Annotated in this window: 10 protein-coding genes; all 10 read left to right on the top strand. The window is 72.7% G+C overall.

Annotation, left to right across the window (positions count from 1 at the left end; translation table 11 throughout):
* Window positions 1-433 precede the first annotated feature (433 nt).
* The 10 genes from ACFYXA_RS30120 (at window position 434) to ACFYXA_RS30075 (ending at window position 13,364) form a co-directional block, all read left to right on the top strand.
* The gene (locus tag ACFYXA_RS30120; RefSeq protein ID WP_389038776.1) at window positions 434-1,480 is read left to right on the top strand and encodes a hypothetical protein; all 1,047 of its coding nucleotides are present in this window, start codon (window positions 434-436) and stop codon (window positions 1,478-1,480) included.
* A 354-nt stretch (window positions 1,481-1,834) separates the two neighbouring features.
* On the top strand, window positions 1,835-3,907 hold the full coding sequence (locus ACFYXA_RS30115) for a bifunctional polysaccharide deacetylase/glycosyltransferase family 2 protein (RefSeq protein ID WP_389038909.1): 2,073 nt from the start codon (window positions 1,835-1,837) through the stop codon (window positions 3,905-3,907).
* A complete protein-coding gene (locus ACFYXA_RS30110; protein WP_389038773.1) occupies window positions 3,907-5,244 on the top strand; it encodes an acyltransferase in 1,338 nt (445 codons plus the stop codon). The genes ACFYXA_RS30115 and ACFYXA_RS30110 overlap by 1 nt, the downstream gene beginning before the upstream one ends.
* A gap of 177 nt (window positions 5,245-5,421) precedes the next feature.
* On the top strand, window positions 5,422-6,828 hold the full coding sequence (locus ACFYXA_RS30105; RefSeq protein WP_352252663.1) for a nitrate/nitrite transporter: 1,407 nt from the start codon (window positions 5,422-5,424) through the stop codon (window positions 6,826-6,828).
* A 120-nt stretch (window positions 6,829-6,948) separates the two neighbouring features.
* Window positions 6,949-8,133 (top strand): uroporphyrinogen-III synthase, encoded by a 1,185-nt coding sequence (locus tag ACFYXA_RS30100; protein ID WP_389038769.1) that lies wholly within the window; start codon window positions 6,949-6,951, stop codon window positions 8,131-8,133.
* Between the two features lie 178 nt (window positions 8,134-8,311).
* The gene (locus ACFYXA_RS30095) at window positions 8,312-8,944 is read left to right on the top strand and encodes a CGNR zinc finger domain-containing protein (RefSeq protein WP_389038766.1); all 633 of its coding nucleotides are present in this window, start codon (window positions 8,312-8,314) and stop codon (window positions 8,942-8,944) included.
* Between the two features lie 77 nt (window positions 8,945-9,021).
* On the top strand, window positions 9,022-9,210 hold the full coding sequence (locus ACFYXA_RS30090) for a hypothetical protein (RefSeq protein WP_389038763.1): 189 nt from the start codon (window positions 9,022-9,024) through the stop codon (window positions 9,208-9,210).
* A 277-nt stretch (window positions 9,211-9,487) separates the two neighbouring features.
* Window positions 9,488-10,009: a sigma-70 family RNA polymerase sigma factor gene (locus ACFYXA_RS30085; RefSeq protein WP_010039908.1), complete on the top strand. Its 522-nt coding sequence runs from the start codon at window positions 9,488-9,490 to the stop codon at window positions 10,007-10,009.
* A gap of 50 nt (window positions 10,010-10,059) precedes the next feature.
* The gene (locus tag ACFYXA_RS30080; protein ID WP_352252655.1) at window positions 10,060-10,839 is read left to right on the top strand and encodes a zf-HC2 domain-containing protein; all 780 of its coding nucleotides are present in this window, start codon (window positions 10,060-10,062) and stop codon (window positions 10,837-10,839) included.
* A gap of 137 nt (window positions 10,840-10,976) precedes the next feature.
* The gene (locus ACFYXA_RS30075) at window positions 10,977-13,364 is read left to right on the top strand and encodes a HelD family protein (RefSeq protein WP_389038759.1); all 2,388 of its coding nucleotides are present in this window, start codon (window positions 10,977-10,979) and stop codon (window positions 13,362-13,364) included.
* Window positions 13,365-13,686 lie beyond the last annotated feature (322 nt).

Raw genomic sequence — 13,686 nt, 5'->3', positions numbered from 1 at the left:
AGCATAAATGCGACAACGTGAACATCGGAAGCACGTCTGCGCTAGATTCGTCGACCTGAGCAAAGTCCGGGTAAATGGGGCGTGTTGACCGGGTGGGGGTCCGGATTCGCGGCATGTGCTCGCCGTCGTAGACGCGCCCGGTACAGACCCGTGGTGTCCCATGGGGGGAATCGCACACGTGAGCAAATGGCTGGAAGACGCCTTTCCGGAGTGGCCGGAAGCGGCGTCGCCGACCGGAAACGTACCGATGACGGAAGGAAGCGCTCAGGCGCTTCCCGGATCCGTGCGGTGGTCGTCGAGAGGTGTCACGGAGGGGAGCGCGCGGTCGCCCTACCCGGAGCTTTCCGCCGGCGGCGGCTGCCGGGCATTACCGGGTAATCCACTCGAAACCGGGACGCCGTCACTCTCGAACAACCTTTCCGAAAATGAACGGTTGAGCGGTGGGCTCCGGGATCCCTGGGCAGAGAGCGCCGGGGAGACGTCCGGCGTCCTGGGCGGCGGCTCCGGCGCGTCGAGCGCGGGCCCCACCGGCCTCAGCGGCCTCACCGGTGTCGCGGACGAGGCCGGCGGAGCGGACGGCGACGACGACCACGACCCTGACGAGGTGACCGTCCAGCTCGACTCCCCGCCCGGCAACGGGCAGGACGCCTCCGAGGTGCCCGTCTTCGTCGACGAGTCAGGCCGCCGCAGCCGCACCTTCCGCCGCATCGGCATCGCCGTCGGACTCGCCTGCGCCGCCTACGCCGTCGTCATCGTCGGCACGCTCCTGTCGGGCAACTCCAGCGCGCCCTGGCTGCCGGTGCCGGGCCCGAAGGACGAGGAGCCGGCCAGTCAGGTGGACACCGGCCCGCAGCCCTCGGCGTCGTCCGACGGCACGAGCGACCCGGAGGAACCGGCGCCCGACCGCCCCGGAAGCACCGCCTCCGGCGCCGCGTCGGCGCCCCCGGCCGCGAGCGCGTCGCCCAGTGCACGGGGGAGCGCCGCCCCACCGAGCGCGTCCGCCTCCCCGGGGCCCTCGGCGAGCGCCTCCCTCCTGCGGCCCAGCCCGGAGGCCTCCAGCCGCGAGCCGTCGCTCCAGGCGCCGAGCAGCCCGGCCGCGTCCTCCGCGCCGCCCCCGTCGCCCTCGCCCAGCACCTCGCCCTCGCCCGACGCCTCGCCCTCGCCGGCGGGAGGCGCGGGAACCACGGTGGCGGGCGGCGCCCCTCAGCCGGCGCCGGCCCACGACACCTCGACGACGCACACCACGGCGTCGTCCGCCGCCCTGCCGGCCACCGGCGCCATGACGGCACTCGTCCCGCCGGCCGTCACCGGGCCGCCCCGGACGCTGACACCCGGCCCGGTCTCCGCCGCGGGGCTCCACTCGACCGTCCCCGGCTCGGCAGCCACCGTGCCCGTCCTCGCGGTCCTCCCCGGCTCGACGACCGCCGCGCTCCCGTCCGCTCCCCGCTCCGTCGCCGTCCCCGGCGGCCTCGCCGTCTGACTCTGATCCCCGGAGAACGTCCCCCTCATGGCATCCCACACCGGCCGGCGTGCGACCCGACGGTCCGCCGGTCACCCGGCCCAGTCCGTCCCCTCCGCTCCCTCGCCCGACGACGCACCGGACACACCCGACGACCACCACACCGACGGCGACCGCCGTTCGAGTGGCGGCCACCGCTCCGCGCGGCGTTCCGCGCCGCGCGCCGCGCAGCGCTCCGCCCCACGGCGGTCGCGCGGCCGCCGGATACCGGGCGGGCGGGCCGCCGACGGCGACAGCCGGGCCGCCGCTGCCCGGCGGCGACTGCTTCCGCCCCTGCGCCTGCGCCACCTGCTCCCGCTCCTCGTCCTCGTCGCGATGATGGCGATGCTGATGCTGCGCGGCTACGTGCACAGCGAGGTCCTCGCCGACCACCGCATCCGCAGCGAGGCCGCCGCAGACCACGTCCCCCGGAAGATCCTGGAGGGCGGTCCGGTCGTCGACACCCGCGGCGAACAGCCGACCAGCATGGACGTGCCGGACCGCCGGATCGTCCTCACCTTCGACGACGGCCCCGACCCGCGCTGGACGCCGAAGGTCCTCGACGTGCTGAAGAAGCACCACGCGCACGCCGTCTTCTTCATCACCGGCACCATGGCCTCCCGGTATCCCGAACTCGTCAAGCGGATGGTGGACGAGGGCCACGAGATCGGCCTGCACACCTTCAACCACCCCGACCTCTCCTACCAGTCGAAGAAGCGCATCGACTGGGAGCTGACCCAGAACCAGCTCGCCCTCGCCGGCGCCGCAGGCATCCGCACCTCGCTGTTCCGCCCGCCGTACTCCTCCAGCGCCTCCGCCCTCGACGACAGCTCCTGGCCGGTGACCGAGTACGTCGGCAGCCGCGGCTACCTCACCGTCCTCACCGGATCCGACAGCGAGGACTGGCGCAGGCCCGGCGTCGAGCAGATCATCCGCAACTCCACGCCGACCGAGGGCAAGGGCGCGATCGTCCTCATGCACGACTCCGGCGGCGAACGCAGCCAGACGGTACGGGCGCTCGACGTCTACCTGCCCCAACTCAAGAGCCAGGGCTACCGGTTCGACAACCTCACCGAGGCGCTCGACGCCCCGAGCGCGCACACCGCCGTCGCCGGCCTCGACCTGTGGAAGGGCCGCGCCTGGACCGCCCTGGTCGGCGCGGCCGACGACCTCACGGGCGTCCTCGTCGTCGGTCTCGCGGTCATCGGCTTCCTCGTCTTCGCCCGCTTCGGCCTGATGCTGCTGCTGTCCGCGATCCACACCCGCCGCACCCGCCGCCGCGACTTCGTCTGGGGCCCCGACGCACCGGTCACCGAACCGGTGTCGGTCCTCGTCCCGGCGTACAACGAGGCCAAGTGCATCGAGAACACGGTCCGTTCGCTGGTCAAGAGCGACCACCCGGTCGAGATCCTGGTCATCGACGACGGCTCGGCGGACGGCACCGCCCGCATCGTCGAGGACCTCGGCCTGCCCGGCGTACGCGTCGTCCGCCAGGTCAACGCGGGCAAGCCGGCCGCGCTCAACCGGGGCATCGCCAACGCCCGGCACGACATCATCGTGATGATGGACGGGGACACCGTCTTCGAGCCGTCCACCGTCCGCGAACTCGTCCAGCCGTTCGCCGACCCCGAGGTGGGCGCCGTCGCCGGCAACGCCAAGGTCGGCAACAAGAACAAGCTCATCGGCGCCTGGCAGCACATCGAGTACGTGATGGGCTTCAACCTGGACCGCCGTATGTACGACGTCCTGCGCTGCATGCCCACCATCCCCGGCGCGGTCGGCGCCTTCCGCCGCACGGCCCTCAACCGCGTCGGCGGCATGAGCGACGACACCCTCGCCGAGGACACCGACATCACCATGGCCATGCACCGCGACGGCTGGAAGGTGGTCTACGCGGAGAAGGCGCGCGCCTGGACCGAGGCCCCGGAGTCGATCCAGCAGCTGTGGTCCCAGCGCTACCGCTGGTGTTACGGCACCATGCAGGCGATCTGGAAGCACCGCCGCGCCCTGGTGGAGCGGGGCCCCTCCGGCCGCTTCGGCAGGGTCGGGCTGCCCCTCGTCTCGCTCTTCATGGTCGTGGCCCCGCTGCTCGCCCCGCTGATCGACCTGTTCCTCGTCTACGGCCTGCTGTTCGGCCCGACCGGCAAGACGATCGCGGCCTGGTTCGGCGTCCTCGCGGTCCAGGCGGCCTGCGCCGCGTACGCGTTCGCCCTTGACCGCGAGCGCCTGACGCCGCTGGTCTCCCTGCCGCTCCAGCAGCTCATCTACCGCCAGCTGATGTACATCGTGCTGCTCCAGTCCTGGATCACGGCGCTCACCGGCGGCCGGCTGCGCTGGCAGAAGCTGCGCCGCAAGGGGCAGGTCGCCGCGCCGCCGGGCGAGCCGGCCATGGAGAGGGGAGCGGCCTGATGCCCCCGCAGCCCCCCGACGCCCCGCCCGGCGCGACGGCCTCCGAGGCCCGGCCGGGCCGAAGCCGGCACGCGGCGACGCGGAGGGGCCGGCCGGGGCCGCCCGACCCGGACCCGCACCCGCCGGCGACAGGGCCGTCCGCCCCGCCCGCCGGCGCGGTCACGGCACAGGACCCGCCTCCCGCGCCCCCGCCGGCCGGTCCCCGCCCGCGCGGCCGGGACCGCTACTTCGACCTGCTCCGCGCGATCGCCCTCTTCCGCGTCGTCTTCTACCACCTCATGGGCTGGGCCTGGCTGCCCGTCGTCTTCCCCTCCATGGGCGTGATGTTCGCCCTGGCCGGCAACCTCATGGCCCGCTCCCTGGCCAAGCGCCCCGCGCCCGCCGTCGTCCGGGGCCGCGTCCGCCGCCTCCTGCCGCCGCTGTGGCTGCTGGGGGCGATCGGCGTGACCGGGATGCTGCTGGGCGGCTGGGGCCCCGACGACGGCGAGGCCCACCCCGTCGGCTGGTGGCTGCACCTCGGCTTCTGGATCCTTCCGCTGAGCGACCCGCCCTACGGCGAAGGGCTGCCCGGCGTCCACGGCCTGCTCGGGGCGGAGTGGACGACGGCGATCGGCGTGCCCCTGTGGTACCTGCGCGCCTACCTCTGGTTCGTCTTCCTCTCCCCCCTGATGCTGCGCGCCCTGCGCGCCGCGCCCTGGCCGACGGTCCTCGCGCCGATCGCGCTGTCGGCGGCGCTGGAGTACGGGCCGCTGTCCGTGCCGTACTGGCGGGTGGAGTCGGTGCTCAGCGACATGGGCGCGTTCGGCGCGTGCTGGCTGCTGGGCATGGCCCACCAGCAGGGCGTGCTGCGCCGCGTCCCCCGGTACGCGGTGCTCTCCCTCGCCCCTGCGGTCGGCGCCGCCGGCCTCTGGCACGCCCTGTCCGACGGGCTGCGGCAGGGCCACGACCTGGACGACATGCCGTTCGCCCAGTCCCTGTGGTCCTTCGCGACGGTGCTGATCCTGCTGCACATCAGCCCCGCCTGGCAGGAGTGGCCCCGCCGGCTGCGCCGCTGGGACGGCCTGATCACGCTGCTCAACTCCCGCGCGGTGACGATCTACTTGTGGCACAACGTGTGCATCGTCCTGGCGGAGTCCCTGTGGGACCACCTGTGGGACGTCCCGGCCCTGGAGACGCACGCCGCCTGGCTTTTGCAGAGCCCTTGGCCCCAACTCCCCCTGGTCTGGCTTCTGACCGCCTTGTGCGTGCTCTGCTTCGGCTGGACGGAGGACCTGGCGGCCTCCCGCACCCCCCGCCTGTGGCCGACCGGCGACCCGGGCGCCCACCGGTCCCGGTGAAACCGAACGCCGGTTCCACGAACCGCCCGGCCGAACAGGACCTCTCATCTCGCCACCCGGCGAGGTGAGAGCAACGTTCCCTTGCGGTCACTCGTGGGCACAGGGCGGAAACGCGTGCTGCCTACCTTCGGGACCAGTTCCCCGAAGCACCCGAGCCCCGGAGCACGTGGAGGCGCCATGACGACCGTCGGGACAGGTCCCGCAGCCCAGAAATCCTCAGCACCCTCCCCGAAGCGAGGGGGCCGCTGGATCGAGCAGTGGGATCCGGAGGACGAGGGCTTCTGGAAGGCCACCGGCGAGAAGGTCGCCCGCCGCAACCTCCTCTACTCCGTCTTCTCCGAGCACATCGGGTTCTCCGTCTGGACCATGTGGTCCGTGCTGGTGCTCTTCATGGGCCCGGAGTACGGGCTGACCCCGGCCGACAAGTTCCTGCTGACGTCGATGGTCACGCTGGTCGGGGCCGTCGTCCGGGTGCCGTACACCTTCGCCGTCGCCGTCTTCGGCGGCCGCAACTGGACGATCGTCTCGGCGGGCCTGCTGCTCGTGCCCACGGTCGCCGCCTTCGCGGTGATGAAGCCGGGGACGTCGTTCGGCACGTTCCTCATCGTCGGCCTGCTCGCGGGCATCGGCGGCGGCAATTTCGCCTCCTCCATGACCAACATCAACGCCTTCTTCCCGCTCCGCAAGAAGGGCTGGGCGCTCGGCCTCAACGCCGGCGGCGGCAACATCGGCGTGCCGGTCCTCCAGCTGGCCGGCCTCGCCGTCATCGGCGCCGGCGGCGGCCCGCGCGTGCTGCTCGGGATCTACATCCCGCTGATCGTCGTCGCCGCGACCCTGGCCGCGCTCCGCATGGACAACCTCGCGTCCGTCACCAACGACACCGGCGCCGCGATCGACTCCGCGAAGGACGCCCACACCTGGATCATGTCCTTCCTCTACGTCGGCACGTTCGGGTCGTTCATCGGATACTCGTTCGCCTTCGGGCAGGTCCTCACCAACCAGTTCGGCCGTACGCCGCTCCAGGCGGCCTACCTCACCTTCATCGGCCCGCTCCTCGGCTCCCTGATCCGCCCTGTCGGCGGCTGGCTCGCCGACCGCTACGGCGGCGCCCGCATCACCCTCTACAACTACGTCGGCATGGCCGCAGCCACCGCCGTCCTGATCTTCGCCAGCATGCAGAAGTCGCTGGGGCTCTTCGTCGCCGTGTTCGTGGTGCTCTTCGTGCTCAGCGGACTCGGCAACGGCTCGACGTACAAGATGATCCCCGGCATCTTCCAGGCGAAGGCCCTCGCCAAGGGGCTCGTCGGCGAAGAGGCGGCCGCCTACGGACGCCGGCTCTCCGGCGCCTCCATGGGCCTCATCGGGGCGGTCGGCGCGCTCGGCGGCGTAGGCATCAACATGGCCTTCCGGCAGTCCTTCCTCTCCTACGGCTCGGGGACCGGCGCGTTCGTCGCCTTCCTCGCCTTCTACGCCGTCTGCTTCATGGTCACTTGGGCCGTATACCTTCGCCGCCCGGCCGGGCGGATCACCGCCTCCGGCGCCTCCTCCGGGGCGAAGCCCCAGCTCAGTTACGCCGAGGTGTGACGTAACACTGGCGACATGTAGCCGAACCGAGCCTGTCACGCGCCGTTGACAGGCTCGCTCGGCATGCAGGTGAGACACCACCTCGTGTAGGTGCTTCGACTCGAGCGCGGGACGAGAGTTATGTACGAGCAGCAACAGCAGGGACCGAAACAGGGCGGCGACGGCCGGGACGCGGAAGGGCACGGGCCCCTCGCCGGGTTCACCGTCGGCGTCACCGCCGCGCGCCGGGCCGACGAGCTCGGAGCGCTGCTCCAGCGGCGCGGCGCGGCGGTGCTGCACGCGCCCGCCCTGCGGATCGTGCCGCTCGCCGACGACGGCGAACTGCTCGCCGCCACCGAGAACCTCCTCGACCAGGCGCCGGACGTCGTCGTCGCCACCACGGCCATCGGCTTTCGGGGCTGGGTGGAGGCCGCCGACGGCTGGGGCCTCGGCGAGCGGCTCCTCGCCCGGCTGCGGGACGTCGAGCTGCTGGCCCGCGGGCCCAAGGTCAAGGGCGCGATCCGCGCCGCGGGACTGACGGAGCACTGGTCGCCGTCGAGCGAGTCCATGGCGGAGGTGCTCGACCGGCTGCTGGAGGAGGGCGTCGAGGGGCGCAGGGTCGCCGTACAGCTGCACGGGGAGCCGCTGCCGGGGTTCGTGGAGGCGCTGCGGGCCGGGGGAGCGGAGGTGGTGGGCGTGCCGGTGTACCGGTGGATGCCCCCCGAGGACCTCTCCCCGCTGGACCGGCTGATCGACGCGACCGTCGCCCGCGGGCTGGACGCGGTCACCTTCACCAGCGCGCCCGCCGCCGCCTCGCTGCTGTCGCGGGCGGAGGAGCGGGGGCTGCTGTCCGAGCTGCTGGCCGCCCTCCACCACGACGTGCTGCCGGCCTGCGTGGGTCCGGTCACCGCGCTGCCGCTCCAGGCGCACGGGGTGGACACCGTGCAGCCCGAGCGGTTCCGGCTCGGCCCGCTGGTGCAACTGCTGTGCCAGGAACTGCCGGCGCGGGCCCGGGCCCTGCCGGTCGCCGGGCACCGGGTGGAGATCCGGGGGCACGCGGTGCTGGTCGACGGCTGTCTGCGGCCCGTGCCGCCGGCCGGCATGTCCCTGCTGCGGGCGCTGTCCCGGCGGCCGGGGTGGGTCGTGGCGCGCGCGGACCTGCTGCGCGCGCTGCCCGGCGCGGGACGCGACGAGCACGCGGTGGAGACCGCGATGGCCCGCCTCCGCACCTCGCTGGGCACCCCGAAGCTGATCCAGACGGTGGTCAAACGCGGCTACCGCCTCGCCCTGGACCCGGCGGCCGACACGAAGTACGCGGACGCGTGAAGGGACGCTCGGTCGACGGCATCGTCCGGCACCCGGGGTGGACGGTCTCCAGGGTGCGCTGAACCGCGGCCCGGGCGACTCGCTCCCGGCACGGCGTCGGTACGGGGTCTTCCGCAGGGCGTCGGCCGCCCGGCACTGTGGAAGGACCCCGAGGCCTTTTCGAGGCGGTGACAGGCACATGACGCTGGCTACGCACCCGGCCGCCCCGGCCCCGTACGGTCTGCGGTTCGACGCTGGGCGGATCTGCCTGGACCTCCTGGCCACCACCCACCCGAGCGAGCGCCTCGACGCCCTCCCCGCGTTGCGCGCCTGGATCAGCGGTTCCGGACTCGTCCCGCCGGGCACGCCCCTCACCCACGCCGATCCCGACTGGCCGGCCGCCTTCCGTGAACTGCGGGGACACGTCGGGCAGTTGGTACGCGGCTGGCTGGCCCGTGAGGCGTACGACCTCGCCCTCACCCGCGCACTCGCCCGCGTCAACGAGGCGGCGGCCCGTGCCGCGCCCCCCGCACCGCGCGCCGTGCACGTCCACGACGGCACGCTCGTCCGGGAGTTGGCCGGCCCTCCGGCGTGCGCCGAACTGCTCGCCGGAGTCGCGCGGGACGCCGTGGAGCTGCTGACCGATCCCGCCGCGCGGGCAGGGCTGCGGCAGTGCGAGGGGGACGACTGCCCGATCGTGTACGTCGACACCTCCCGCGGGCGCAGGAGGCGCTGGTGCTCCAGCGAGGTCTGCGGCAACCGGGAGCGGGCGGCCCGCCATCGCAGACGCACGGCCCTCCACCGCACGCCGCCCGCGCCGGACCGGTCGTGACGGCCTCAGTCTCCGCAGGCCCCCTCCCCGCTTCCCCTGTCGCCCCCTCAACTCCACTTACCTGCAACGGAACCCCGATGGCGGCAACCTCCACCCCCGTCAGCGGCAACCCGAAGACGACTCCGGCACCTCACGCCCTTGTCTCCGGCACCCTGCCGATCGCCCCTTCCGAACACCCCGACTCCGCCGTCCCGCAGACCGCGAGGGCGTGGCCGCCCAACTCGCCCGTCCCTTATGCGGTGTTCGCTCCCCCGCCGTCGAAGTGATTTCGGTTACACCCTGTTTACCTTTACGGCAGGCCGGGAAGCGCCCACGTTCGGCCCGGTGTGGCGGAGTTGTGAAGGAAGAGGGGTGGGAATGTGCCCCCATGTCCCCCTCGTCATGACACCGCGAAGAAAACTGTCGCCTCACTTTGAACACTCAACTCATCGCTTGCGTACCGGTGTGGGAGCGACCGACTGGGGGAACCCCCGGACACCGGAGGTGGGCGTGCGCAAGGATGCGGCCGTGGCCAATGAACGTGGATCGAGGGCCCGACATCGCATGTCCCAGCCCTCGGAGCCTGACGAGGAGCTGATGCGTGCCCTGTATCGGGAGCATGCCGGACCCCTGCTTGCGTATGTCCTGCGCCTGGTTGCCGGAGACCGTCAACGAGCCGAAGACGTCGTGCAGGAGACGCTCATCCGGGCCTGGAAGAACGCCGGCCAGCTCAATCGAGCGACCGGATCGGTACGCCCCTGGCTGGTGACGGTCGCACGCCGCATCGTCATCGACGGCCACCGCAGCCGGCAGGCCCGGCCGCAGGAGGTCGACCCGTCGCCGCTGGAGGTCATTCCCGCGGAGGATGAGATCGACAAGGCGCTGTGGCTGATGACCCTGTCGGACGCTCTCGACGACCTGACCCCTGCCCACCGGGAGGTCCTCGTCGAGACGTACTTCAAGGGGCGTACCGTCAACGAGGCGGCCGAGACGCTGGGCATACCCAGCGGCACCGTGCGCTCACGGGTGTTCTATGCCCTGCGGTCGATGAAGCTGGCTCTGGAAGAGCGGGGTGTGACGGCGTGATGAGCATTTACGGGGGGTTCGGAGCGGGAGGGCCGGGTATGTCTGGCCCCATGCAGGGATCTGTGGGATCTCCGAGCCCGAGCGAACACGAGACCGTGGGCGCCTACGCCCTCGGCATCCTGGACGACGCCGAGGCGACCGCTTTCGAAGCGCATCTCGCCGGCTGCGAGTGGTGCGCCCAACAGCTCGACGAGCTCGCAGGGATGGAGCCGATGCTGGCCGCACTCGCGGACCTGCCGGGTTCCGGGACGCCCGCGATCGGCGAGTCCCTGTCCGCCAAGCCCAACCCGCGGCTCGCGGAACGGCTGGTCGACGAGGTGGCCGACCGCCGCGCCGCCAAGCGCCGCCGCTCGTTCTTCATGCTCGCGGCCGCGGTCGCGCTGATCGCCGGCGGCCCGCTGGGCGTGCTCGCGATGACCGGCGGCGACAGCGGCAAGGACGCCAAGACGCTGCAGGCGGACACCGCCAACCCCGCCAAGGGCGTCTTCGACGCGCTGCCCGACAAGAAGTCGGCCACCGACGCCTCCACCAAGGTCTCGGCGACCGTCGCCATGGCGGAGAAGGCGTGGGGCACCCAGGCCGTCGTCCAGCTGTCGAACGTGGCCGGCCCGAACAAGTGCTCGCTGATCGCCGTGGGCAAGAACGGCGAGCGCGAGACCGTCTCCTCCTGGTCCGTCCCGGAGTGGGGTTACGGCCTCCCCGGCGCCAAGACCGACCAGGCGAAGCAGCCCCTGTACGTTCAGGGCGGCGCGGCCTTCACCCCGAACCAGATCGACCACTTCGAGGTCATGACGTTCGACGGCAAGAAGCTCGTGCAGATCGACGCCTGAGCCTTCCGGCGGTCGCTTTCCTCCGTTTCCCTCCCGCAGCTTCGGGGCCTGTCCGGCGAGTCCGGGCAGGCCCCTCGCCTCGACCGGTCCCCTTCGCGTACGGTTGACGGCTGCCCAGCACGTCAGAAGGGGGCCCGGTGGCCGCTCAGGCTCAGCAGGAAACCGCGGTCGGCCCGGTACGGGACGCGGTCCAGGACTCAGTCCTGGACTCGGTCCGCGACCGGGAGATCAGCGTCGAACAGGTACACCTGGACCGGGTGTACCGGCGGCTCGAGGAGAAGATCCACGAGGCCGAGTTCCTCATGCACGACGCGGCCCAGCGCGGCCACGTCGGCACGCCCGGCGCGCTCGCCGAGCGGGACGCGCAGGTCTTCCGTGCGGGCATCCACCTCAACCGGCTCAACAACGAGTTCGAGGACTTCCTCTTCGGCCGCATCGACCTGCTCAACGGCAAGGACGGCGAGAAGGGGCCCGACGGCGCCTACACCTCGGTGGAGCCCGCCGACGGCGCCGTGCGGGACGACAACACCGCCGACATCGCCGAGACCCTGCACATCGGCCGCATCGGAGTCCTCGACGAGGACTACGCCCCGCTGGTGATCGACTGGCGGGCGCCCGCGGCCGCCCCGTTCTACCGCTCCACCCCGGTCGCCCCCGGCCGGGTCGTGCGCCGCCGGGTCATCCGCTCCAAGGGCCGTCGCGTCCTCGGCGTCGAGGACGACCTGATGCGCCCCGAGCTGAGAGCCTTCCTCGACGGGCGTGAGCTGCCCGTCGTCGGCGACGGCGCCCTGATGGCCGCCCTCGGACAGGCCCGCGGCCACACCATGCGGGACATCGTCTCCTCCATCCAGGCCGAGCAGGACCTCGTCATCCGCGCCCCCGCCGCCTCCGTCACCTACGTCGAGGGCGGCCCCGGCACCGGCAAGACGGCCGTCGCCCTGCACCGGGCGGCCTACCTCCTCTACCAGGACCGCCGCCGCTACTCGGGCGGCATCCTGATCGTCTCGCCCACCCCCCTGCTCGTCGCCTACACCGAGGGCGTCCTGCCCTCCCTCGGCGAGGAGGGCCAGGTCGCCATCCGCGCCATCGGCTCCCTGGTCGACGGCGTCCAGGCCACCCTGTACGACTCCCCGGCGGTCGCCCGCGCCAAGGGCTCGTACCGCATGCTGAAGGTGCTGCGCAAAGCGGCCCGCGGAGCCCTCGAACAGGGCCGCCCCGCCCCCGACGCGGGACAGCTCACCCTCGACGGCGGCGAACCGGCGGGCCAGACCCCCGCCGGCCCGCCCACCCGGCTGCGCGTCGTCGCCTTCGGACGGCGTCTCGAGCTGGAGGCGGAGGAGCTCGACCGGATCCGCCGGGCCGCGCTCGGCGGCACCGCGCCGGTGAACCTGCTGCGCCCCCGCGCCCGCAAGCTCCTCCTGGACGCCCTGTGGGAGCGCTCCGGCGCCGCCGGCCGGCACAGCGACCCCGAACTGGCGGCCGAGCTGCGCTCCTCCTTCGACGAGGACGTCACGGGCGAGGACTCCTTCATCGGGTTCCTCGACGCCTGGTGGCCGGAGCTGACGCCGAAGGCCGTCCTGGCGGCCATGGCCGACGAGCGCCGGCTCGGCCGGTGGGCCCGCCGCGTCCTGAACCCCGGCGAGGTCCGCAGGGTCGCCCGCTCCCTCAAGCGGGACGGCCACTCCGTGCACGACATCGCGATGCTCGACGAGCTCCAGGCGATCCTCGGCGCACCCGCCCGCCCGAAGAAGCGCCGCGAGCTCGACCCGCTGGACCAGCTCACCGGCCTGGAGGAGCTGATGCCGGTGCGCGAGGAGTCGCAGCGCGAGCGGGCCGAACGGCTCGCGCAGGAGCGCACCGAGTACGCCCACGTCATCGTCGACGAGGCGCAGGACCTCACGCCGATGCAGTGGCGCATGGTCGGCCGCCGCGGCCGGCAGGCCACCTGGACGGTCGTCGGCGACCCCGCCCAGTCGTCGTGGTCCGACCCCGACGAGGCGGCCGAGGCCCGCGACGAGGCCCTCGGCACCCGCCCGCGCCGCCGCTTCCAGCTGACGGTCAACTACCGCAACCCGGCCGAGATCGCCGAGCTGGCGGCGAAGGTGCTGGCGCTGGCCATGCCCGGCGCCGAGTCCCCGACCGCGGTCCGCTCCACCGGCGTCGTCCCCCGTTTCACGGCCGTCTCCGGCGACCTCGCCGAGACCGTGCGGGCCGAGGCCGCCCGCCTCCTGGACCGGGTCGACGGCACGGTCGGCGTCGTCGTCGCCATGAACCGCCGCGAGGAGGCCGCCCGCTGGCTCGCTGGGCTCGGCGACCGTGTCGTGGCGCTCGGCAGCCTGGAGGCGAAGGGCCTGGAGTACGACGCCACGGTCGTGGTCTCCCCGGCCGAGATCGCCGACGAGTCGCCGGCCGGCCTGCGGGTGCTGTACGTGGCCCTCACCCGGGCGACCCAGCAGCTCACGGTCGTCTCGGGCGAGCGCGACGAACCCGACGCCGACGGGCTGCCGGACCTGCTGCGCGAGTGACCCCGTGAGTCCGTGGGACCTGTCCGGCGGGGCCTCGCGGAGAAGGCTTTCTGTGAACTCGCCGCACGGGAATGGTCTTCCCGCTTCCGTTTGTTAGCCTGGATGTGACACCGGCCCGATCCAAGCCCCCGGGCCCAACCTTCGTCGCTACGAGCGACCACTTGCCGCGAGGCGAGCATGGCGGGTCGGTGTCATCTCCGTAAGGGAGAGGCCCACGTCAGATGTGACGTGGGCCTCTTTCGTCGTGAACAAAACGTTCGTAACCCCACGTGGCTAACTCCTACTCGACAGTAGGTGCGACGATCGGACCGCAATCCGCGTC

The organism is Streptomyces sp. NPDC002566, from assembly GCF_042889585.1.
GTDB lineage: Bacteria > Actinomycetota > Actinomycetes > Streptomycetales > Streptomycetaceae > Streptomyces.
Note: the sequence above shows the minus strand (reverse complement) of the source record. Positions and strands in the feature narration are given on the sequence as shown.

What these genes read in the sequence shown, in the direction of transcription:
- ACFYXA_RS30090 (WP_389038763.1), top strand. Translation starts at nt 9,022, where the DNA reads ATGGCGGCAACCTCCACCCCCGTCAGCGGCAACCCGAAGACGACTCCG.
- ACFYXA_RS30080 (WP_352252655.1), top strand. Translation starts at nt 10,060, where the DNA reads ATGCAGGGATCTGTGGGATCTCCGAGCCCGAGCGAACACGAGACCGTG.
- ACFYXA_RS30110 (WP_389038773.1), top strand. Translation starts at nt 3,907, where the DNA reads ATGCCCCCGCAGCCCCCCGACGCCCCGCCCGGCGCGACGGCCTCCGAG.
- ACFYXA_RS30115 (WP_389038909.1), top strand. Translation starts at nt 1,835, where the DNA reads ATGATGGCGATGCTGATGCTGCGCGGCTACGTGCACAGCGAGGTCCTC.
- ACFYXA_RS30085 (WP_010039908.1), top strand. Translation starts at nt 9,488, where the DNA reads ATGTCCCAGCCCTCGGAGCCTGACGAGGAGCTGATGCGTGCCCTGTAT.
- ACFYXA_RS30095 (WP_389038766.1), top strand. Translation starts at nt 8,312, where the DNA reads ATGACGCTGGCTACGCACCCGGCCGCCCCGGCCCCGTACGGTCTGCGG.
- ACFYXA_RS30100 (WP_389038769.1), top strand. Translation starts at nt 6,949, where the DNA reads ATGTACGAGCAGCAACAGCAGGGACCGAAACAGGGCGGCGACGGCCGG.
- ACFYXA_RS30105 (WP_352252663.1), top strand. Translation starts at nt 5,422, where the DNA reads ATGACGACCGTCGGGACAGGTCCCGCAGCCCAGAAATCCTCAGCACCC.